The sequence below is a fragment of the Sutcliffiella sp. FSL R7-0096 genome (genome assembly GCF_038595065.1).
Taxonomy (GTDB): domain Bacteria; phylum Bacillota; class Bacilli; order Bacillales; family Bacillaceae_I; genus Sutcliffiella_A.
The window spans coordinates 3,511,080-3,531,958 of record NZ_CP152003.1; the positions used below are offsets into that span (position 1 = coordinate 3,511,080).

Annotated in this window: 24 protein-coding genes and 2 pseudogenes; 7 read left to right on the plus strand and 19 right to left on the minus strand. The window is 35.0% G+C overall.

What is annotated here, in order from left to right; translation table 11 throughout:
* Positions 1-163: 163 nt before the first annotated feature.
* On the minus strand, positions 164-562 hold the full coding sequence (locus MKY77_RS17960) for a hypothetical protein (protein ID WP_339147143.1): 399 nt from the start codon (positions 560-562) through the stop codon (positions 164-166).
* Between the two features lie 196 nt (positions 563-758).
* Positions 759-1,343 (minus strand): NAD(P)H-dependent oxidoreductase, encoded by a 585-nt coding sequence (locus MKY77_RS17965; RefSeq protein WP_339147144.1) that lies wholly within the window; start codon positions 1,341-1,343, stop codon positions 759-761.
* A gap of 82 nt (positions 1,344-1,425) precedes the next feature.
* Here MKY77_RS17965 and MKY77_RS17970 point away from each other — a divergent pair, with 82 nt between their 5' ends.
* A complete protein-coding gene (locus tag MKY77_RS17970; protein WP_339147145.1) occupies positions 1,426-2,193 on the plus strand; it encodes an AraC family transcriptional regulator in 768 nt (255 codons plus the stop codon).
* On the plus strand, positions 2,194-2,559 hold the full coding sequence (locus MKY77_RS17975) for a helix-turn-helix transcriptional regulator (RefSeq protein WP_339147146.1): 366 nt from the start codon (positions 2,194-2,196) through the stop codon (positions 2,557-2,559).
* Positions 2,560-2,574: 15 nt separating this feature from the next.
* On the opposite strand, the gene MKY77_RS17980 is transcribed toward MKY77_RS17975, so the two are convergent.
* The 6 genes from MKY77_RS17980 to MKY77_RS18005 all read right to left on the minus strand — a co-directional run bounded on the left by MKY77_RS17980 (position 2,575) and on the right by MKY77_RS18005 (position 6,396).
* Entirely contained in the window at positions 2,575-2,898 is a 324-nt protein-coding gene (locus MKY77_RS17980) for a hypothetical protein (RefSeq protein ID WP_339147147.1), read from the minus strand.
* Positions 2,899-2,960: 62 nt separating this feature from the next.
* The gene (locus MKY77_RS17985) at positions 2,961-3,866 is read right to left on the minus strand and encodes a DMT family transporter (RefSeq protein WP_339147148.1); all 906 of its coding nucleotides are present in this window, start codon (positions 3,864-3,866) and stop codon (positions 2,961-2,963) included.
* Positions 3,867-4,270: 404 nt separating this feature from the next.
* The gene (locus MKY77_RS17990; protein ID WP_339147149.1) at positions 4,271-5,146 is read right to left on the minus strand and encodes a GNAT family N-acetyltransferase; all 876 of its coding nucleotides are present in this window, start codon (positions 5,144-5,146) and stop codon (positions 4,271-4,273) included.
* A 61-nt stretch (positions 5,147-5,207) separates the two neighbouring features.
* Positions 5,208-5,561, minus strand: a complete 354-nt coding sequence (locus MKY77_RS17995) for a DUF3147 family protein (RefSeq protein ID WP_339147150.1) — start codon at positions 5,559-5,561, stop codon at positions 5,208-5,210.
* The gene (locus tag MKY77_RS18000) at positions 5,545-5,967 is read right to left on the minus strand and encodes a MarR family winged helix-turn-helix transcriptional regulator (RefSeq protein ID WP_339147151.1); all 423 of its coding nucleotides are present in this window, start codon (positions 5,965-5,967) and stop codon (positions 5,545-5,547) included. Before MKY77_RS18000 ends, MKY77_RS17995 begins: the two co-directional genes overlap by 17 nt.
* Before the next feature lie 225 nt (positions 5,968-6,192).
* A complete protein-coding gene (locus MKY77_RS18005; RefSeq protein ID WP_339147152.1) occupies positions 6,193-6,396 on the minus strand; it encodes a hypothetical protein in 204 nt (67 codons plus the stop codon).
* A gap of 439 nt (positions 6,397-6,835) precedes the next feature.
* Between MKY77_RS18005 and MKY77_RS18010 the strand changes: the two genes are divergently transcribed.
* Positions 6,836-7,042, plus strand: a complete 207-nt coding sequence (locus MKY77_RS18010) for a hypothetical protein (RefSeq protein ID WP_339147153.1) — start codon at positions 6,836-6,838, stop codon at positions 7,040-7,042.
* 611 nt (positions 7,043-7,653) lie between these two features.
* Here the strand turns inward: MKY77_RS18010 and MKY77_RS18015 are convergent.
* The gene (locus MKY77_RS18015; protein ID WP_339147154.1) at positions 7,654-8,139 is read right to left on the minus strand and encodes a VanZ family protein; all 486 of its coding nucleotides are present in this window, start codon (positions 8,137-8,139) and stop codon (positions 7,654-7,656) included.
* Positions 8,140-8,207: 68 nt separating this feature from the next.
* Between MKY77_RS18015 and istA the strand changes: the two genes are divergently transcribed.
* Entirely contained in the window at positions 8,208-9,752 is a 1,545-nt protein-coding gene (gene istA / locus MKY77_RS18020) for an IS21 family transposase (RefSeq protein WP_339149856.1), read from the plus strand.
* Positions 9,752-10,516, plus strand: coding sequence for an IS21-like element IS643 family helper ATPase IstB (gene istB / locus MKY77_RS18025; RefSeq protein ID WP_339149857.1), 765 nt, complete (start codon positions 9,752-9,754; stop codon positions 10,514-10,516). Before istA ends, istB begins: the two co-directional genes overlap by 1 nt.
* A 292-nt stretch (positions 10,517-10,808) precedes the next feature.
* Here the strand turns inward: istB and MKY77_RS18030 are convergent, their stop codons facing one another.
* From MKY77_RS18030 to MKY77_RS18045, 4 genes are all read right to left on the minus strand, one after another.
* Positions 10,809-11,141 carry a DUF3221 domain-containing protein gene (locus MKY77_RS18030; protein ID WP_339147155.1) on the minus strand — a complete coding sequence of 111 codons (333 nt, stop codon included), beginning with the start codon at positions 11,139-11,141 and terminating at the stop codon, positions 10,809-10,811.
* Positions 11,142-11,424: 283 nt separating this feature from the next.
* The gene (locus MKY77_RS18035) at positions 11,425-11,904 is read right to left on the minus strand and encodes a hypothetical protein (protein ID WP_339147156.1); all 480 of its coding nucleotides are present in this window, start codon (positions 11,902-11,904) and stop codon (positions 11,425-11,427) included.
* A gap of 131 nt (positions 11,905-12,035) precedes the next feature.
* The gene (locus tag MKY77_RS18040) at positions 12,036-12,470 is read right to left on the minus strand and encodes a hypothetical protein (protein WP_339147157.1); all 435 of its coding nucleotides are present in this window, start codon (positions 12,468-12,470) and stop codon (positions 12,036-12,038) included.
* A 212-nt stretch (positions 12,471-12,682) separates the two neighbouring features.
* Complete coding sequence (locus MKY77_RS18045; protein ID WP_342515390.1) at positions 12,683-13,267, minus strand: GNAT family N-acetyltransferase; 585 nt, start codon at positions 13,265-13,267, stop codon at positions 12,683-12,685.
* Between the two features lie 287 nt (positions 13,268-13,554).
* Between MKY77_RS18045 and mraY the strand changes: the two genes are divergently transcribed.
* Positions 13,555-14,511, plus strand: coding sequence for a phospho-N-acetylmuramoyl-pentapeptide-transferase (gene mraY, locus MKY77_RS18050; RefSeq protein WP_339146176.1), 957 nt, complete (start codon positions 13,555-13,557; stop codon positions 14,509-14,511).
* Positions 14,512-14,980: 469 nt separating this feature from the next.
* Here mraY and MKY77_RS18055 read toward each other — a convergent pair.
* Both MKY77_RS18055 and MKY77_RS18060 read right to left on the minus strand, forming a co-directional pair.
* A pseudogene (locus MKY77_RS18055) lies at positions 14,981-15,775 on the minus strand (phosphotransferase).
* 178 nt (positions 15,776-15,953) lie between these two features.
* A complete protein-coding gene (locus MKY77_RS18060; RefSeq protein ID WP_339147159.1) occupies positions 15,954-17,045 on the minus strand; it encodes a serine hydrolase domain-containing protein in 1,092 nt (363 codons plus the stop codon).
* A 427-nt stretch (positions 17,046-17,472) separates the two neighbouring features.
* Here MKY77_RS18060 and MKY77_RS18065 point away from each other — a divergent pair.
* Positions 17,473-18,668, plus strand: a pseudogene (locus MKY77_RS18065) (IS110 family transposase).
* Between the two features lie 419 nt (positions 18,669-19,087).
* Here MKY77_RS18065 and MKY77_RS18070 read toward each other — a convergent pair.
* From MKY77_RS18070 to MKY77_RS18085, 4 genes are all read right to left on the minus strand, one after another.
* Entirely contained in the window at positions 19,088-19,312 is a 225-nt protein-coding gene (locus MKY77_RS18070) for a hypothetical protein (RefSeq protein WP_339147160.1), read from the minus strand.
* A 197-nt stretch (positions 19,313-19,509) separates the two neighbouring features.
* Positions 19,510-19,758: a DUF1871 family protein gene (locus MKY77_RS18075; RefSeq protein ID WP_339147161.1), complete on the minus strand. Its 249-nt coding sequence runs from the start codon at positions 19,756-19,758 to the stop codon at positions 19,510-19,512.
* A 122-nt stretch (positions 19,759-19,880) separates the two neighbouring features.
* Positions 19,881-20,312 carry a hypothetical protein gene (locus tag MKY77_RS18080; protein WP_339147162.1) on the minus strand — a complete coding sequence of 144 codons (432 nt, stop codon included), beginning with the start codon at positions 20,310-20,312 and terminating at the stop codon, positions 19,881-19,883.
* A gap of 92 nt (positions 20,313-20,404) precedes the next feature.
* A complete protein-coding gene (locus tag MKY77_RS18085; RefSeq protein ID WP_339147163.1) occupies positions 20,405-20,710 on the minus strand; it encodes an immunity 53 family protein in 306 nt (101 codons plus the stop codon).
* Between the last annotated feature and the right edge of the window lie 169 nt (positions 20,711-20,879).

The window sequence follows — 20,879 nt, forward strand, 5'->3', positions numbered from 1 at the left end:
CCGATCCATGCGTTTTCTTTAACAAATATTCAATCCATATGCCAACAATCTCGACCTATTGTTGAAGAACTTTACTTCGCAGTATTCGTCTACTACGTAGTACGAGTTACTCCACAATCTTGGCCATTTTCTGGAATAACTCTATTGTCAATCAACAGGTCCTTTAGATAACCATATCCAAAGGGGTAAAACCGTGTAACTTTTTTTCAAAGCCACATTTGGTGCTCATACCACTGAGAAAGCGGTTGTGCTTGAACATGCATAGTACGTGGAGCGCTCCACTTCCAGCATGCGCAGTACAAGTCGTACGGGATATCCTTGGACAATGTATGTTTGGGCAAATCTCTATATTATCCGCAAGCTTGGATTCTTTTTTTAGCAGGTCTCGAAGGATTTCCCGTTCCAATGGCTGTTTAGCATACAGATTTTTCAATTTCTCATGTTCCTTTTCAAGCGCTGCATAAACAGTGGCTTTAGGAACAAAGGCCGCTTGCTTATAGCGTGTTCCATCTAACTGATCGAGATCTGCACGCTCCAATTCTCTGGCCCATCGAAGCTTCATCTTGGGATCCAGTTCATGTTGCCGGGCTGCAGCGGTCAAATTGCAGATTTCTTTGCCTTTGGCGACAACCTTTTCTTGAAATCCAGGTCATATTGCTGCCTTGTCATGGCGTTCCCCTCCGTCTTGGTTTTATTGTATCGGAATAAGGGGGGGTATTGTCCAAGTTCATTTGGGCGCCAAATAGCATACATGAAAATCAGGAGAGTTTGGCACCAAGCTCTCGAACGTGAGCAATCCATTTATCCCGCTGGCCAGATGTAGATGGTCTGATAGGACCAATCTCGGTTATGCGTACTGGTTTGATACCGCAGAAATGAAGTACGTTTCGCTTCATGACATTCAGCCCGGCCCGATGGTACACGAGTCGATTGTACCAGGCAGGGGTGTCGGACGTAACGATCAGGTGCGCAGATTTACCCAATAGAAGCTTATCCCATAACGGTGAATGCTCTCTGTATTTGAATGCGAACCCAGGCAAGAATACCCGATCGATAAAGCCCTTCAGAACAGCCGGCGTGCTCCCCCACCATATCGGATAAACGAATATCAGGTGATCCGCCCATCGGATCATCTCCTGTGCTTCAAGAAGTTCATTTTCCAGTTCCGTCCGCTTACCGTATCCATGGTGCAGATTCAAGTCAAAGGAGATTGAGCTTAAGTCGATATTTCGGACTTGGGCTTTGCTGTTCTCTTGAACTCCTTCCGTATATGCTTTGGCTAAGGTTGCACAGTAGCTCTGTCCATCCGGATGGCCGTTAATGACAAGCATTTTCGATTTCATTGCTTTTACCTCCCCGGTAATTTCATTGTGATATAATAGTAAAATAGCAACCCTAGTATATACCGGCAACTGGCGGAATGAAATGATCAACAACGTACTTTTACTTGATAAATTACGCAAAGGGGAGAATTCGGTGATCGATTCGGGTGTTTCTGTTACCATGCTGTATCCAATCATGAAGTCGCTTGTCCATAAGGGCGTGGACACAGATTCGTTTTTCCGGTATGTATCGTTTGACAGCACAGTTCTGACGCAACAGGATGCGCGTATCCCAACAATGGAGTTAGAGAGATTGACAAACGCGGCGGCAGTCTATACACAGGATGATTATTTCGGATTGCAGATGGGGGAGTTTACGGAATTTGCCGATTTGGGCGTGCTCGGATACGTCATGATGCATTGCAATAACATAGAAGCTGCACTTCAGTCGTTTCAGACTTACAATGAAGTGTTATGCAGCGGATTCAATCTGGATTGGGAGATCGTAGATGAAGATGTGAGAATACGCATGTTTACCCAATCTAACTGGAATTTTCCCCGCCATTGTGCAGAAGGTATGGCTACTTCGCTCTACCGTCTGATCGGAATTCTGTGTAATCGAACGGTTCCGTTGCATGAAGTCAGGTTTATGCATGAGTCACCGGGGGGAATACATCCTTATGAAACTGTGTTCGGAGTGATTCCCACATTTGGAGACAATTCCACAATGCTGTGTATGAGTAAGGACTTGTTGGTGAATCCGGTTCTGTATTCCGATACAAGATTGTTATTCGTATTCGAAACGATTGCCAAAGAAGCCATTGAGAAGTTACAAGTGATAGGATCGTTCTCGGATGAAGTATTGCAATAGTTGGAACACTGTCTTCCGACCCATTATCCGACCTTACGGCAAACTGCGGAACACTTTCAAATGAGTGTGCGAACGTTACAACTTCGTTTGAAAAAGGAGAATACTTCTTATCACGAATTGTCTATTCGTGTGCGAAAGCAATTGTCCATCGGTTATTTAGAACAATTGCATATATCTATAGGTGAAATTGCATATGCTCTCCATTTCTCGGAACCGAGCGCATTCAGCAACGCCTTCAAGAAATGGACGGGGATTACGCCGTTACAATATAGGGATAACCTGAAATGCGAAACTCTAGATACAGGGTCATTTCGGGATCCTACCAACAAAACGCGGAAAACATACGCTAAGAGAATTTTGGAATAAAAAAGCCGATTTACCCTATGCTAAGAGAGTAACATCAGAAAAAAACGAGTTTACAATGGTAAGGAAATCCAAATATGAAAAAAAGCCTAAAGTGTAAGGAGCTGCTAAAAGTGAATTATAAAACGCTAAATAGAATTCTTGTGGTACTGTTTTATGGGAGTAATGATATCCGGAATGATTATTGCCCAATCTGATAAAAAATTGCTTAGCAACTTTGGTATTATTATCTTCATTATCTTGAAGATTTTGAGATAAAGCCAAAGAATATCTTTGAATTTTATCCACAAAGTATTGTTCAAATTCAAAATACAAGTGCACCTGCACTAGCGCCATTTCCATTCATATGTGGAATCTTTACTGTAACTCAATAATTCTTATCTTCTAGTAACCAAGAAACCTCTCTATACACTAAATTGATTAGGAAGTTTAACTCCATTTTTTCTAACTCCCACTCCTAGAGCAATTGCAGCTCCCAAGCTGCTTGATATACACCCCAAAGTTAGAAAAACTGACAGGTCTGATTCACCAATTAAAACAGATGCTATCCCTCCAACAGCTGGAAACAACGCAACCATGTAACCACTTTTTGAGCCACCTATTTTCTCTACAAGTTTTAAATAAAACAGCCAAGCTAAAAAAGAAGCAACTATGGTTAAATATAATAAGGCAGATAAATATGTTACTGAAGTTGGTATTATCATTTTCTGTCCTTGGAATATCACAATAGCTATCATGAATATACTTCCAACTGTGAAACCAATAGCATTTGCATAAATCGGATCAATTTTATGACTAGCATTTCTAGCAGAACTAGCATCACCAACTGATGTGAGTATTGTGCCTAACAAAGCTAAAAAAATTCCATTTACATCCTGAAATCCTTGAAACTGATTCAAAGTTGGGTAAATTAGAATACATACACCGAACACCCCCAGAATTCCTCCAACTAATACTCGGCTATGTAACTTCTCTTTAAGAAAAATATTAAGTGCAATAGGTGTTAGAATTACTTTTAATGAAAAAATTAGTGTCACAAGTGCTGCGGAGCTTAATATAGTAGCATAATAGAGGCATAAATAACTTAATGCAAAGTTACATATGCCAAAGACCGCAACAAATGGAAGATCCTTCAATGCAGGAGCTTTTTTAGGTTTGAGAACCCATAAGAGAAATAAAAACAAAATAGTGGTTATTACTAACCGATAAGTCAAAGAAAGCTCCAAACTTACTGGGGTTCCTTGAACCTTCACTGCAATAAAATTAAGCCCCCATACAACCAAACAAAATATGTACATAAACCTAACCATAGTTTTTCCTTCTTCCTAATGTCATGTCATTGTTGAAAATACATCTTCAATTTTAAATGATTACCTAGATTAGACTCATTTTTTTGAGTGATGTCTTTTGAAAACCAAAACTAAGTTACCCAAGTATTCATTAAGGTTTCTCTGGTGCTTTCTATCGCCCTCCTAACCAATAATCATTTCCATCAATTTTACTTAAACTGATAAATCTTATAAATATCTCTATGTGGATATAACCCTTCATTTCTAATACTCTTAAGACCTTATTATTCATTCCATTCCTGCCGTTTGCTTAATTCCAATTATTTCATAATATTAAAATCCCTTCAATTAGATGTTTCTTGGCCAACATAAAAACGAGCGCTAGTCCTTGTTCCAGGTTCGCGCCTGATTGCTGAAGAACAAATTCATCCAAAAATTTGTGCAGCTATGCCATATAATGTTTTACTACGTGGTGGTAGTAGGTTTGAATTCTTAATCATAATAGGGGGTTGACTAACTTTTATGAAATTGTATTTTTCTAGATGCCACATAAATGCATCATTCCCTGATGGGATATCTATTCTTAATTTACCTTGATGGTTTCTAGCTAATCTATCAATTAATGCAAGCGCTGCATGATGATCTGGTGCTACAATTGGACCAAGTATTAGATTGATAGGTCCTAAAATAGACAAACCATACCCTATGATTCTCCCATCTGGATTTTTAACAACTAGAGACTCTTTAGCTTGGTTTATTCTATTGCTAATAAAATTCCTTCTTTCTACACCAAATGCATCCTTATCTAACTTTACAACTTGAGGTAAATCCTCCTTTCGCATAGGAAGAATCTCTACTTCTAAAATGTCATCTAACAATCTGGGAACATAATTGTCACAGAGATACTTATGTACACAATCTGTATATTTAAATCCCATACTTTCATACATTGGCTTTCCTTCTTCTGTTGCTATTAGTATAACTGTTGTATCCTTAGAAACAGAATCTAAACATGCTTGTGTTAATTTCTTTCCAAGTCCTTGCCCTCTGTAATCTTGATGAACAATAACCATACCTATAGATGCCAGGTTTGAGCCATATGGAATGACTGCCGCACTAGACACAATTGTCCCATCTTCATTCTTGTATCCGTAAACTTTGCCAGATGACATTATAGTTTGAATTTCATCTTTATCGTAGTCCCACCCTACAGAAGCAGATAATTTAATTAATCCTGGTATATCTCTTTCTTTAAATGTTTCTATATCTCTAATTGTTTTACTATTACTAGATATGTTCATGTAGAACTACTCCTTTAGTTATTGATCCAATTTGAATTTTTTAATCATATTCTTCCTATTATCAGTCAAGAAATTTTGCTTTCAGTAAATCCATAAGATTTTGTTGAATAATTATGAATATTAACCAGCCACTAATACCTATAGTAATAGAAGCGTATAGATTTATTGATTGCTTTAATGACAGGTAAACGATAAGTAATAAAAATGCAGTAGCAGGGAAACCCCATAGAACACCAAGAGCAAATTTACTCAAACTTTCACTCGATTCTCCTTGAACAGATAACCAAATAATACTTAACAAACTTACGAGTGGAAGAGCAGCAATAACTCCTCCATATGTAGGGAAGCGCCTAGCAATCTCCGTTACAATACCAATGATCGTTGCTGAGACTAGGATCTTAGCCAAAAGGTACATTCTTCGCACGCTCCCTCAATAATTTAAAGGCAGACTCAACTAGCGATTTTTCATCAGAAGACAAGTTATCCCATATATCAATTAACTTGCTCTCGTCTAGACTTGTATTTCTTTGTAAAACCTCTCTTCCTAAATCAGTTAATTTCAAGACAACTCTCCTTTCATCTAATGGGTCCCTATCTTTCATTACATAACTTCTTTCGATAATGCGTTTAACATTTTCAGAAGCAGTATTGTGAGATACATTTAAGTAGGAAGAAACATCGTTAATTCCTATGTTCTGTTTTTTCTCTATTAGTTGCAGGACCCTAATTACTTGGTGTGTAATCTTTTCTTTATGCGGATAGTGCAAATGAAAATAAATATCTGTCCAATAATTATTTAGAGTCTTTACATTGAAATCCATATTAAAATCACCTCATTGTATCGTTTAAATAGATTATATCGTATAATACGATATATAACAAATTAGTTTGACGCCTTCCTAAAGAAAGGCGCCCGATAATGGAAGATCTTCAATTAATATTTATTAAAGAAAAGCTCCCGATTACGGAATATTAAAAATAACGAAAGTACCATAATAATGGCTCCTCAGTTATTTTACTAAAGAATCCGTTAATTGAAGTAGAAGTTAATTAGTTCTTTTAAAATAGTTTATTAAGAAATGAATAATGCCAAAAATCAAAAATATATAACCAAATCCAATTGATAACTCAGGATTTTTCATTTTCGTAGTAAGCTCTTCTACTAAATTTTGAGCATAACTAGAATAACCAACTGTTAAAAATAATCCTCCTGCTATTAGATTAAGAATTGCCACACTGTATTTTTTCACTCTAAAGCCACCTCAAGTTATATTTCTCGTGTGGATGTGTACTACAACAGAACTCCCTCGTACATTTCAATTTAATCACCTAAAATTCGTATAAAGTAAAGTTGCTGCTTCAACGTAATAAGTTGTTATATCTTTATTATATAGCATTTTTTATACATTCTTTCATAATCTCATCCGTTTTAACTTAAATATCCAATTATCTTTAGAAAAAATCTTTCACAATCTGGTCATATAATGAAAAATGAGCGCTTATCCTTGTTCCAGGATCGCGCCCAATTGCGGAATAAGAATACCATTTTTTTCTCAACCTTTTTAAAGTTAGAACATTTAATATTTAAGGCTAATGGTACATTTTTTTATAATTTTTACAAATAATAGTAATTGCATTTCAAGATATATTGGTGTTGATAAACATTATTTGAGAGAAGGAAAATATATTATGGAAAAATTCATACAAAACTTAGATTTATCAGCTAAAGGTATATGGTTCCCTATTGTTCTGGGGATTATTTCTTTGCTTTACATGCTTTTCATGCCAAAACGATTAAGTTGGAAGGAAATTTACATTACATATGGAGTAGGAGCTTTTTTAGCAATAACAATGGATATTGTTATAATGGGAAGCCAAATAGATGTATTTGACTAAGGAGACGCTAAATCGGAAGGTCTTTGCGATTTCATGAGTTACGGTGTTATCGCTCCTTGCTTAGCTGTAATCTTTCTTAATTACTTAAAGCATGAAAAAAAATGGATGTACGTTGTTATTTTTACACTATTATCTTTTTCATCTGAGTGGATGCTTGTTCAAGTGGGATTTATGAAATTAAAGGGATGGAATACTTGGTGGTCTCTCCCTGTATACACTTTTATTTTTGGATTTTGGTTACCTTGGCATTTAAAGTTAATACGAAAAACATAAGAAATATAGGTTGTCCAAAAAAATTTTCGATCAAGAGTTCCAAAATCAAAAACATCATGGCGCCCAATGTGGTTAATCATGTCTAAATTTACGATTGTGCACGTGGTGAATCAGCATTTTTGGCTTTTGAAGAAGCCTGTTAGCTACATAATACTAGCTTTTTTAGAACCTTTACTCCATTAAAGTGGCCCTAAAAAACAAAATGAGCACCTATTCTTCTTCAAGAAGGGCGCCCGATAATGGAATAACTAACATATTGCCTTGATCCTAAAATCATTCTACTTAAACTAACGCTCCAGATACTTGAATACAATTAAATAGAAAGAGTTGCTACTCGCTTATCTTCTTTTTTTCTTGTGAGAGATAATAATATAAAATTTTTTAATGAGCTCAAAAATTAGATAACCTAAAACACCACCCATAGTATTTAAGATTAAATCATCTATATTAAAACTTCTGGGAAATATGAGTCCAAAATAACTAAATATAATTTGCATTGTTTCTATTACAAAACTAACTGCAAAGATAATAATTGCAGCTCGACTTATGCTATTAATCTTAAAAATGGATAGATAAACTCCCAATGGTAAAAGCAGTAACAAATTATAAAAAGATAACTTTACAGCATTCCAAAAAAACCAACCTAAACCAGAATCAATATAATGGTTTATTAGGTCACCTATAAAGAAAAATGGTATGAGTTGAGTATTCCAAGCCCAACTCCACTGAGTTTCAGAAAGTGGTGGTAAATGAATATAACTGTAAACGCTAGAATAAAGTTGACACTTTTTGCTTGATAGGATTTTACACTTTTGCTCAATCAACCTATTACTTTAGTAAAATAGTTTGTGACGTTATTTTACTGGAGGTTAGGATTTTGGAGGAGAAGTTAGTGTTATATATTAAGATTCATGAATTACATAAAAGAAAGTTTAAAGTATCACAAATAGCTAAAGAGCTTAAGGTCTCAAGGCCAACTGTCTATAAGTATTTAGAAATGACATTCGATGAGGCTACAGCTTATACTGAACAACCTTTAGGAAAGAAGAAAAAACTAGATCACTATAAGGACTGGATACTTGCCTGGCTAGAAGAGTACCCTCATCTAAGTAGTGCTCAGATCCATGATTGGCTTTTAGAGAGATACCCCGACCTCGTGGTCGGTGGAAGTACTGTAAGAACATATGTGAGGGGTATTCGAGAAGTCTACCAGATTGAGAAAAAGGTGATTGTCCGTCAATACGAAGCAGTTCCTGAACAGCCTATGGGTAAACAACTCCAGGTAGATTGGGGAGAAACAAAACAGAAAACAGTAAACAACAAAGAAACCAAGCTGTACTTTATTGCCTTTGTACTCGCTAACTCTCGTTATAAATACATGGAATGGCAAGCACGCCCATTTACGACAAGAGATGCGATCCGTTGTCACGAAAATGCGTTTCAGTTTTATGGAGGGCGAACAGAAGAAATTGTCTACGATCAAGATCATTTAATCTCAGTGAGTGAAAATGCAGGACAACTGCTTTTAACAGCTGAATTTCAAAGCTATGTTAATGAGCGTAAATTCAAAATATACCTGTGCAGAAGAGCAGATCCCGAATCTAAAGGTATGATTGAAAATGTAGTGAAATACATTAAAGGCAATTTTGCAGACAGTCGTGTATTTAATGACATTGAAGATTGGAATGAACGTGCACTACAATGGCTCAAGCGTACTGGTAACCACCAGGTGCACCAGACAACGAAAAAAAGACCAGCAGAAGTGTTTCTCCTCGAAAAGCAACACTTACAGCCAGTCTCTTCGTTACTTTCATATGAAAGCACCAATAATCAAAGTATAACAAGAAGTGTAAGCAAGGACAACACGATTCGCTACAAGTCAAACCGTTATTCCGTCCCACTCGGGACTTATCAAACTATGAGTGAGAACCTTGTGTGGGTTGAAGCGAAGGTAGAAGATCACAAAACTCTTGTCATACGTAGAGAAGCAAATGGTGAAGTGATTGCCGAGCATGTCATCAGCTCGGAAAAGGGAAAACTTATTCAAAATCGTCACCATACCCGAGATCGCTCTAAAGGCATTAAGGAACTTAAGCAACGCCTCATTTCTCTCTTTGAAGAACAGCTTAAAGCAGCTGCATACTTGGATGAGGTTAGTCAAAGATACCCAAGGTATCAGCGAGATCAGTTTGCGATTATCTATAAAGTAATCCAGCAGTATCCGACCTTAGTTGATTCTGTTTTAACTAAGTGCATGACAGAGAAGCTTTACAATGCGAATGATTTTCGTGATATCGCTCATCATCTCGATACATTACAAGTTGAACCGGCTGAAGAGGTACAATCCTTTTACACAAATTCGTTAAAACACTCTCATATCAAAGCATCTACGCGTTCTCTTAATGCTTATACCAGTATTTTAGGAGGTAGAGCATGATGAACAAGACTGTACATGAACTACAAGATCAATTCCGTCAGCTACGATTGGCGGAGACTGCGGAGGAGCTTCCACTGCTTCTTCGCGAAGCTGAAAAAGCATCATGGACCTACTTGGAGTTTTTAGAGTCTATTACCCGACATGAATTAGCCAAACGTGAAGCGAAAAGCCTTGAAAAAAGAATGAAATGGGCACGCTTCCCTTTCGTGAAGTCATTAGATGAGTTTGAGCTGAAAGGACAAAACGTTCTGACGGCTCGACAGCTCTCCCAACTCCGTGAATTAAGCTGGCTGGAGCAACAATACAATTTAATTCTTCTTGGTCCCCCTGGCATTGGAAAAACATATATCGCAATTGGACTTGGACTCGAGGCTGTTTATAGAGGGTTCAATGTTTATTTCGCCACAATGGGTGAACTTGTGCAGCTTTTAAAATCAGAAGAGTACTTGAACAAATCTAAAGTCCAATTAAAAAGAATCAGAAATGCCGACCTAGTAATCATCGACGATTTAATGTATATGGCCATGGATCAGAGAGAAGCGAACCTATTTTTTCATTTGATTAATCATTTGTACGAACGAAGTTCGATTATCCTGACATCAAATAAAAGTCCAGATGAATGGGGCAATTTAATAGGAGACCAAGGGATCACCACAGCTATTTTAGATCGTTTACTTCATCGTGTGGAGGTCATCCATGGAGACGAAAAAGAGGAAAGTCATCGGATGAAAAATCGGAAGAGCATTTTTTCAGCAGAAATGTAAAAAGGAAATGAGCAAAAAGTGTAAAATTCAACTTGACGTCTACAATAACCTGTTACTTTATTGAAAACGTTTAGTAAGTAGAATATAAAACTAATGATAATAAGGGATTGTAAAATTATTTTTCCTTTGTTTTTTCTAATCGTTAATAAATAATTATTCATAATTGTACTCCTAAAATCGAATTAATATCTTTACTACTCTTTGTTACAGATTTCTTCACTCCCGCAAAAGAAGACCGCGATTCTTTCTCCGTTTTCAATTTTTGAGCCCGTTAATTGAAGACGGATATTATTCAATCAACCAATTCAACAGAAAAAGTATTAATTTGAGCAGGATTCGATTCTTTAATGATGCCATCAAATCCTACTTTTATCTTGTCTCCAACTTCGAATGTTTCATCATTATTCACGGAAAGGTCAACAAACACATCACCTTCAGGATTACCCTCATACAATTTAGCAGAAACAATTGCGGTTTTCCCGTTAATATCTTTGATTGTTCCTATAAAACTAAAATATTCCGTTTTGACTTCATTGTTTTTTTCTTCACTGCTGCCTATTGAATTAGAGCACCCAACAATGGTTAATAAAACAATGATTGCTAATGCTTTAAATATCCTTGTCATCTCACATTAATCCTCCGTTAATATACTATTAAATGTTAAATGGTGCTTTTGCCGAAGAAAGGATAATCTGGACATTTCCACTATCCTGCCAGTTTGCTTAATTCCAATTATTTCATAATCTAAAAATTCCTTCAATAATATATTTTCTTTGGTCAATATAAAAACGGGCGCTGATCTTTGTTCCAGGAACGCGCCCGATTGCCGAAGACTCGATTTCGAGATACTTGTATATGTTCTTCGATTAAAGCTCCTAGATTGCTGAAGATAAAGCTACCCGTTAGCTTCACAAGCTTTTATAATTTTTATCCTGACTTTTTGATTGGATAACATAGCAATGTCCATCTCCAAATGAAGAGTCATAATGTCCAATGTTAAATTTTTCTTTGTCTATTAAATCACTGAAAGTTATAGGGATATCACAACTCCAGTTCAATTTATCTATTTTATGTGGGAAGTTATCATCGTTTGGATTTGGTGTATGAACAAATACCGCATCTTGACCCGAATCTTCCCCATCTAAAGAAATCCAAGTTTGATAAGGACCTTCACACTCTTTCAGTTGATTTAATAACCTTTCATATAAGGCTAAATAGGCTTTAATATGTTCTCTTCTTATTTTTACACTTTCATTCCCGACACCATACCAGTCAAGATGTATATGATAAAAATCAAACCAGGATTCATTATTAAGATCCAATTGAACCGAATTCACCTGTTTCCATATATTGTTAAAGTATCTCTTTTTACCACGAAACTTTTTCAAATACACCCTCCTTTTTAAGCAGACTGCTTGTTCTACATTCCTGCCCAATTCTTAAGTAAGGGGCTACCCACTATGCAGCAATCGCCCTATTTAATGGCACAACCAGGAAAGTTAATATATACAATGTGTGATTAATGTGGTGATGGTTTACTCTTATTCAAATTATAATAATCTGCTAGTGAATAAATAAAACCAGATACACCGAATACAATAATTGCACTTCTTCTGTTAAGTTCATAACTACTGATTAAGTTTTCAAACCCATATAAATGGTTAAATACCCATATTCCACTTAGCCCTCCTATAAATGAATAAATAATAAATCTTGGAGAAAAAGATTTAGTAATTTTGTTTAGAAAAAAAGTTAAAGGTAAAAAGGATATTAGATAAAGAAACAAGCTATGTACTAAGTTAAACAAAACAAAACCCAAGCCAACATTCTTTAGTCCATAGTAAATGGTTGTTGAAATCTTATTACCTTCAAGAAATTCCAAGCACACAGTGGCAAGAGTATATAATAAAGCGAAAACTCCCCACATAGTTAGATAATGCTTATAACTATTCATAAGTATTCTCCTTGCATATGAACTATCTCACTTTTGAGAGCAAGTGGGTCTGCTTGTTCAGTAATCGCTCCAGATTGCGGAAGATGTAAATTAAGTTATTCGCTGTTATTTTATTTGTAAATTATCTTCTAGTTCCATCTTTTTAAGACAATTATTAAGGACCTTTTTATCAATTCCATTTACAAAAGAATACTTTTCTTTATAAATCGCTCTTATAGCTTTTTGTCTTCTTTACTTTGTTTAATCATATCTAAATTCTTAATAAAAAGGTTAAGTGGTATATCTTCCACCTCATTATGTAGAGATGGTTGTAGGTATTTAATTTCTTCGTACTTTTTATAGTTATTTCTAGCAAAAAATCTATCTCTTTTGATACAATCTTGCTTTTCTTCTTCCGTATGTACGATATCCTCAGTTTCTGTTTCTAAGAAAATAGCTTTAAGTGATGAGTTTCCAGCTGATATGGCATCTTTAAACAACAAATCTTCTAATTCAGCTAATGTTTTCGTTCCTAATCCATTACTTCGAACAAGAGGATTAGTTGCTATATATACAATGAATCCTGAATTTACATCAGCAAAATAGTGTCCTGTTGCAAATGAAACAAGCTGATCTCCTTCCAACCCAATCAAAAAATGATAGTTATTCGGTCTTCTTGTCTTAGCATATTGTAAACTTTGAAGAAAAACACTATGCGGTTCTCTCACTTCAATAGGAAATGCCTGATCATATAATTCCATAACATTTTCTAGGTTAATTAAATTATCCTCTGAAATTTCTACCCACTGTATCGTCATAACATAACCACCTGTATAATATTCCATCATTTGTGTTCAATTGATTCTTATATAATTCTTATTCAGGAATCCTGCCCGTTTGCTTAATTCCAATTATTTCATAATCTAAAAATTCCTTCAATAAGATAATTTCTTTGGTCAATATAAAAACGGGCACTGATCCTTGTTCCAGGATCGCGCCCTTTTCTTGAATAAAATATACATAATAATATTGAATTAAATAGAGGAAATGAATGAGTTTTTTAGAACTTATTATAGATAGGAAAGAGAAAAGGAGTAAATGAGAAGTGAGTAATCAAATAATCCCATCGTTAATTGCTTTTGTAGTTGTTTCAATTTTATCTCCACTATTAATTGCTGTTTTGAGAAAACTTAGGTTCATTCAACCGATAAGAAAAGAACTTCCTTCAGATCATCAGTTAAAAAAAGGCACTCCGTTAATGTTTGGAATTATTCTTTTTGTAGGAATTATCGTATCAATTCTTTTTTCACCTACTCCATTAATGTATTTCTTGTCCATTACCTACATTCTTTTTAGTTTTATTGGGTTTTTGGATGATTTTTGGAAAGCTTCTCGTCAAGATCCAGGAGGGGTATCAGGTAAGACCAAACTTATTCTTCAATTTATTTTTACTGGCATTTTGCTTTTTTACGTGATCAACGAACTAGGCGTAGACACCAGCATTAATATTTTAAAAAATATTTCCTTGGATCTTCCAATGGTGTTATATGTCATTGTCATTACCTTATTTGTCGTAGGTTCTGCAAATGCCATAAATTTTACGGATGGATTAGACGGTCTTTTAGGAGTTGTTGCAATCCCTACATACTTTTTCTTTTTTATGGTCTCAGACAGATCAGAGGTGCAAATTTTTTGTTTAATTATGATTGGATGTTTACTCGGCTTTCTTATTTATAATATATATCCTGCAAAAGCTTTTATGGGGGATACTGGATCATTAGCTATAGGTGGATCGCTTTCATTTCTTGCTGTTCTTGAGAAAGTTGAAATTTTAATCCCCATTTTATTCTTTATATATTTTGCTGAACAACTTTCGGTTATTTTACAAGTTTCCTCATTTAAACTTACTCATAAGCGTATTTTCAGAATGACACCGATTCATTATCACTTTGGCTTAAAATATGGGTGGTCCGAAACTACAATTGTCACGGTTTTTGGATTTATTTCTTGGTTTTGTGCTTTTATCTGTTTAGCTTATTGGAGATTTCTTCTAAATCCATAAATAAAGTTATAATCATTCCAATGAATATTAGAGGTAACCAGGCAATGCACAACGCTAAGAAAAAATACCAAGGTCGAAAATCTGCCACTGCAAAAATTGATGTACTAATCAATACCCCGATAATTACATAAATGAAGATGATCTCCATTTTGTCATCGAACTCCTTTTTAATATTATAAAAAGGTGCACTTGTAGGGGTGCTACATTTAGGCATAATATTAAGATAATTTATGTTAAAACGATCTTCGACTTGAAGATCGTTTTAAGTAGGAACTTTACATACATAGCAACCTGGTATTCAAATACAAAATTAGATAAATTTCTTTAATCCTTCAAATATATGGCCCTATACAAAAAGAGAGCCTTTCTTCAAGAAATATATGTTCTTCGATTAAACTCCAAGATTGTTTAAAATGTGATCTCGAGATATCAAATAGTCTAGTCCTTAAAATTCAATTAATTACTCTGATCAAAACCACTCTCTTCCATGTTCACGAATGAATTCTATATCCTTTTCATAATGCTCAAGGTGTCCTTCGTTTATCATTTTTTGAAATGCAGTGTCTCCTTCGTTGGACTTTCTCTTCATGTATTTACATAACCCTTCTAACCGCAACAATACCATCTCTAAATAACCTTCATCTATACCTTCAATATCGTAAGAATTAAAAAACAACTTAATTCTTGTTTTGATCCTTTCTGCATCATATAAAGCATTATAATAGACAGGCTCACCTGCTTCGTTATGATAAAGTCTGCTTAAAGGAACGCATGTTTAAAGGGTGTAAGCTATGTCCCAAAGTCTTGGGCCGGGAGCTGCAACATCAAAGTCAATAATGCCTACTGGCTGTTCATGATTAAAAATAATATTGTACACAGCAAAATAATTATGACATAGGACCTCTCTCTTAATAGGAGTATTGTCAATTGGAATCCATACATCTAACAAAGGAAAGTCACTAACTGCGTCATGATAAAGACGAAGCATATGTGCTATTTCTTTTAACACATCATTTGACCACATATATTTTTTCAAAGGGTAATTTCCAGCCTCTCCTTCAATGAAGGATAATATCTCCCTGTTTTTTTCATCAATACCCAAAAACTTCGGGGCATAATTAAAACCTTTGCTCTCTAAGTGCTGCAATAATTTATGTAGTTTTAAACTATTAGGTTTTATTTCTCGTCGAACAGTATTTTCAGATCGATATACATTTGAGACATTCCCTCCAGCTAACTTTTCTTCTTCCTTAGAGTTTGACATTGTTTTCCTCCCCCATATTAACAATTAAGACACTCATTATTACACTCCCACCAGTCGTTGCTAGAAGTAAAAGCGATTAAACACATTGAACAATCGCTCCCAGAATTGTTGATGGTTCTATTGAACTCACTCATCTGTTAGATTAAGTTAAATTATTCGCAAATTTAACATTCTAATTTTAGGGATAAAAAATATCAACTATACTATCTGATAAAATTTGAAGAGGAGCATCACCAATGTTACATAGCATAATAAGTCCAAAGTTTTTAGCTGGTATCATGGAAGCAAAACTACTAACTCCTGGATACCCCCCTGCATGTTCAATTACCTTTGAATCACGCAACTTTTTAATTTTCCAACCAAGTCCATAGCTTAACCCAGGCTCTCTTTGTGCAATCATAGAATACATTTTACTTCTACTCGATTGACTAATGATCTTCTGTTCACTTCTCATTATTGCAATTAAATATTTTGCCATATCATTTGCAGTTGAATAGATAAATCCAACAGGTGCCCCTAACTGATTATTAGGAGTCGGTATTTTTATAAAGTCGCCTTTACTATATAGATAGTACTCATTCATATTATAAGATGAACCCTTTGAGGGGTTTATGTATGTATTATTCAGGTTTAAGGGTTTCATTATATTTTCTATTAGATATTCTTCCCAAGTTAAACCACTTATTTTTTCTAAAACATCAGCCAAAATTACGTATGCATCTGTACAATACAGCCATCCTTTACCTGGTTCATATGCTAAGTCAATATTTGAAAAATACTTTGTGATGTCTTCTCTGCTTTTTATTTTAGTAATAGTATCTTCAATGTTTGGACATTGTTTAAAAATAAATTGGTATTCAGGAAGATTTTTTGCGAATTTATATAAACCATTGTCCAGTAACGTCACAAGCCATATATCATCTGGGAAACCAGCAGTATGACTCAGTATGTGCTTAGAAGTAATTTTATTATATCTACCGCTCTTAGTACTAAAATAAGGTAGATATTCAATAATAGGTGTATCTAAATTAAAATCAGTATTTTCTTCTAAATGTAACATTGCAATAGCAGTAAAACTCTTTGATATACTCATTATTGAACTGACTGTATCTTGTTGCATAGGTTTCTTTAATTCTATGTTTGAATAGCCATAATCGAAAGTGAAAATACTCTCTCCATCAGAAACTATATGTAAACTCAACCCAGGAATCTTATTCTCATTAATAAAGTTCTCAATAACCTGTTCTACTTTAAGCAATGTCTCATGCATGGTCTAACCTCCAAAATATGTTTCTCGCCATAATGTGAAAAATCCAAAGTAATATAACCATCATATCCGTTTACTTAGTTCCAATTATTTCATAATCTAAAAATTCCTACAATAAGATATTCCAACCAGGCTTAAATAAAAATGAGCGCCTATCCTTGTTTCAGGAAAGCGCCCGATCGTATTATAAGGTCAACCGGAAGTATTATATTCTGGTTGACCAATTTTTTATAGGTTATTCTTTAGGTAGTCGGGATAGGACGTAAGCGCCCGTGGGACCTGATCCCGTCCGTAATAATGTCTACCCCCTACTTGTAGAAACATGTTTGAGGCTGGTTGGGGCACAGACCCCGAATAACAAGCGAAGCTATGACACTACAAGATAGACAGGGGCTACCGACAAATCTACTAATAGGAGACGTGATAATTTATGGATCCAGTGATTGGCCTGGATGTTGCAAAAGGAGAAAGCCAAGTTCAAGCTTTCCTGGCAAGAAAGCAACCTTTCGGGAAGACCTTTAAGTTTAAGCATGATACCAATGGTATGGGTGATTTTTTTATGTTTTACAAAGAAGTGGAATTACATGCAGAATCTAAACCGGTTGTTGTGTTTGAGTCTACAGGGCACTATCATGAACCAATTTTACAGTATTTTGAGGAAAGAAAGATTACTTACTACTTAGTGAATCCAGTAGTTTCTTACGAAACGAAAAAAGTAGTCTTCGAAAAGTAAAGTCAGACCCTGCCGATGCGAAACACCTGTGTGAAATGTATTACAAAGAGGACTTAGTAGCCTATAAACGGAAATGTGTACAAACGATGAATTTGAGAAATTTATGTAGACAACACGATTCTCTAACACGTAACTATGTACAACTGAAACTTCAGTTCCAAACGATAATGGATCAAGTATTCCCTGAGTATAAATTAGTTTATAGTAATTTATACTCACCTCTTTCCTTAAGAACGTTACGCCTCTATCCTACTTCTCATGAAGTATTAAAGATTCCAACGGATGAGCTAGCCAAGGAGATGCATGGACTAGGAGGAAAGAGATCGTATGGTTGGTTTTATGAAAAGGCTTTGAAGTTAAAAGAAGCAGCCGAACGGAATCCCTTTAAGAAAACGTTGTATCAAAGCCATTTGGTTACACTAAAAATGTATATTCAAATGATTCTTCAACAACGAGAGTTTTTGAACGTACTAGAGCAGGAGATAGAGACGTTAGCGAAGCAGTTTGAGGAGTATGAGATTCTTACATCCATCCCTGGAGTAGGTACCAAAATTGTAGCCACTCTAATTTCTGAAATAGGTGATATCACACAATTTAGTCATCCCAAGAAACTAGTAGCCTATGCAGGAATTGATCCAAGGGTATTCCAATCTGGTAAGTTTACGGCTACGATAAACCGGATAACCAAAAGAGGATCTACGAAGCTACGTCAGACCCTCTATACAGCTGTTCAGTGCGGACTCACCAACAACCGTAATGTGAAAATTCGAGAGTATTATGACAAAAAAAGAAGTGAGGGCAAGCCTCACAAAGTAGCCATCATAGCTTGCGCCACCAAGCTATTGCATTGGATTTATGCCATATTAAAGCATAAACAAAAATATACCGCATAAAACCATACAAATAATTACAATTATTACAAAAACTTCAATAGTGGTTATTGAAGCTTCTTTGTGATGCTCATTTTCATTATAGCATCTTTAATCTAGTATGATTACTTAAAAAGTATTGACTTATATTAGCTGGTATTGCGGAAGATGTAATAATAACTCAACATATCCAACTTATGCTAACTTCATAATCATGACAAATTTCAACTACATATCTTAGTGAAGGACAATAAATCCATTGGTCTGGACCCATACCCATAACATCCTCAATACAATCCAGTATTGTAAATATAGTATCTTTACAACTGGGTAATTATATATCCCAACAATAAGGTAAACAGGCGCTGTCGTGTCCAAAGATTGATTCGATAGAACAGTAGGGATTTTCAAAATGTCTTTTGTATTAAAAGTAATTTTATTATCTATCTTTTCCCAACAATTCTTCCCCAAGATGAAATTGGAAAACAATTCGTCATATTGCTTTCAATCTTGTCACTTTCAATCTCATCTAAGATTTCCACAGTATCTTTTTTGGGAAACAATTCTAACATCTCAGTAATTTGTTTCTCTCTTTGTGATTTTTCTTCCTGCTTCTTTCTTTCTTGGAATATCTGCTCTAATCGCTTTCTTCTATCTTCTCTTTTCAAAAGATAATGCTCCTTTACCTCCGATTATCTGTTATATAAATTAAGTTTCTTTCTTTTTGCTTCTTCCACTACACTCCCTTTAACTTAATACAAATTATTTCATATTCTAAAAATACCTTTAATATAATTTCTTTGACTAATATAAAAACGAACGCTGATCCTTGTTCCAGGAAAGCTCCAGTTAATTGAATATGGTATTAAGATAATTTATTCCATATCTTTAAAGCAACTGGATAACATTTTTCGATTGTCAAATCTTCTTCAAACCACTTAATAAATACCTTGTTTATTCCTACTGCTAATTCATTAACAGATTTAATATCACATAAGAGTCGTACAATATCTCTTATTTCAGGATCATATTCATCTTCTGGACATCCCATACTAAGCAAGCCTATTGGGTCCCATTCATCAATCACTTCTTTAACAGAAATATATTTAAACATAAACATCCCCACCTAAAAAGTGCATTTCTTTAATAGTAATATTCACTTTTCTTATTCAACTGCCCTATTCTTATGAAAGGTGCGATTCACTATGCAGCAATAGCTCCTAGTTAATTGAATAACTAAGGCATACCTATTACTGAATATATTTTAATTATATCCTCTAATTCTTTAATCAAATTCTCTAGATATGATTGGTTTGATACAAATTCGAATGTTAGTACAGCACCACTTCCTGCTGGATAACAAGTCTCTCCAGACCAATCAATATGACCTAACTTATTCATTACACCTTCAAAATGTATAAAGCTATCTAAATTTTTCAAGATAGCTTTTCCCGATAAATGCCTATGCATCAACTTTAAGTCATTAACAAAATCCCTAATATCATCTGTTCTTAAACTTGCATTAAAATCAACATAATACCCTGGAATTTCAACTTTCACATTTGAAATAACCCAATTTCCATCCCAATAATCGGAACTGTCTGGATGTTCACGACTTAACACTTCTATTTCTACTTTAGTTTTCTCTCCTAATAGTCGGAACTTCACTTTACCACCTCAAACTTTCAACCTTTTAACTTTAGTCCTTGTTGCATTGCCACTTTGCTGCAATCGCTCCTAGTTACTTCAACAAGAATGCATTATCTTTCAACCCATTCCTTAAAAACATCTAAAATTTCTTCTAAGTTTTCAGGACCACCAAAACCAACAAAGTGAAAAGCATCCCATTCTGGATTATAGTCAGTTTTACAAAAAATCCAGTCCGTGTTAGTCCGTTCAATATCAGCTCTTTCAAAGGGTTTATGCCTTACATCAGTATCTTCTATACTAATCATTACACTCCATCCAGGGTTATCTATTGTATCAATTCGTATTCCATATCCATGTTCCCAGTCACCATTACATTGTTCAAAATACCATTTTTGAATCCAACTTAATGTCCCCATTACACCCTCCGTTACAAATGACCTTCTTCCATTATCCTGCCCTTTAACTGCATTACATTCTATTTCTAGATAATCCAGCTAATTTCCTTTTTAGACCTGAAAATGGCACGATACAAAAAGACGCGTTTCTAAATAAACGCGCCCTTTAATGGAATAACTAAGTAGCTTC

What these genes read in the sequence shown, in the direction of transcription:
- MKY77_RS17960 (WP_339147143.1), bottom strand. Translation starts at nt 562, where the DNA reads ATGAAGCTTCGATGGGCCAGAGAATTGGAGCGTGCAGATCTCGATCAG.
- MKY77_RS17965 (WP_339147144.1), bottom strand. Translation starts at nt 1,343, where the DNA reads ATGAAATCGAAAATGCTTGTCATTAACGGCCATCCGGATGGACAGAGC.
- MKY77_RS17970 (WP_339147145.1), top strand. Translation starts at nt 1,426, where the DNA reads ATGATCAACAACGTACTTTTACTTGATAAATTACGCAAAGGGGAGAAT.
- MKY77_RS17980 (WP_339147147.1), bottom strand. Translation starts at nt 2,898, where the DNA reads ATGGAAATGGCGCTAGTGCAGGTGCACTTGTATTTTGAATTTGAACAA.
- MKY77_RS17985 (WP_339147148.1), bottom strand. Translation starts at nt 3,866, where the DNA reads ATGGTTAGGTTTATGTACATATTTTGTTTGGTTGTATGGGGGCTTAAT.
- MKY77_RS17990 (WP_339147149.1), bottom strand. Translation starts at nt 5,146, where the DNA reads ATGAACATATCTAGTAATAGTAAAACAATTAGAGATATAGAAACATTT.
- MKY77_RS17995 (WP_339147150.1), bottom strand. Translation starts at nt 5,561, where the DNA reads ATGTACCTTTTGGCTAAGATCCTAGTCTCAGCAACGATCATTGGTATT.
- MKY77_RS18000 (WP_339147151.1), bottom strand. Translation starts at nt 5,967, where the DNA reads ATGGATTTCAATGTAAAGACTCTAAATAATTATTGGACAGATATTTAT.
- MKY77_RS18010 (WP_339147153.1), top strand. Translation starts at nt 6,836, where the DNA reads ATGGAAAAATTCATACAAAACTTAGATTTATCAGCTAAAGGTATATGG.
- istB (WP_339149857.1), top strand. Translation starts at nt 9,752, where the DNA reads ATGAACAAGACTGTACATGAACTACAAGATCAATTCCGTCAGCTACGA.
- MKY77_RS18030 (WP_339147155.1), bottom strand. Translation starts at nt 11,141, where the DNA reads ATGACAAGGATATTTAAAGCATTAGCAATCATTGTTTTATTAACCATT.
- MKY77_RS18040 (WP_339147157.1), bottom strand. Translation starts at nt 12,470, where the DNA reads ATGAATAGTTATAAGCATTATCTAACTATGTGGGGAGTTTTCGCTTTA.
- MKY77_RS18045 (WP_342515390.1), bottom strand. Translation starts at nt 13,267, where the DNA reads ATGACGATACAGTGGGTAGAAATTTCAGAGGATAATTTAATTAACCTA.
- MKY77_RS18060 (WP_339147159.1), bottom strand. Translation starts at nt 17,045, where the DNA reads ATGCATGAGACATTGCTTAAAGTAGAACAGGTTATTGAGAACTTTATT.
- MKY77_RS18075 (WP_339147161.1), bottom strand. Translation starts at nt 19,758, where the DNA reads ATGTTTAAATATATTTCTGTTAAAGAAGTGATTGATGAATGGGACCCA.
- MKY77_RS18085 (WP_339147163.1), bottom strand. Translation starts at nt 20,710, where the DNA reads ATGGGGACATTAAGTTGGATTCAAAAATGGTATTTTGAACAATGTAAT.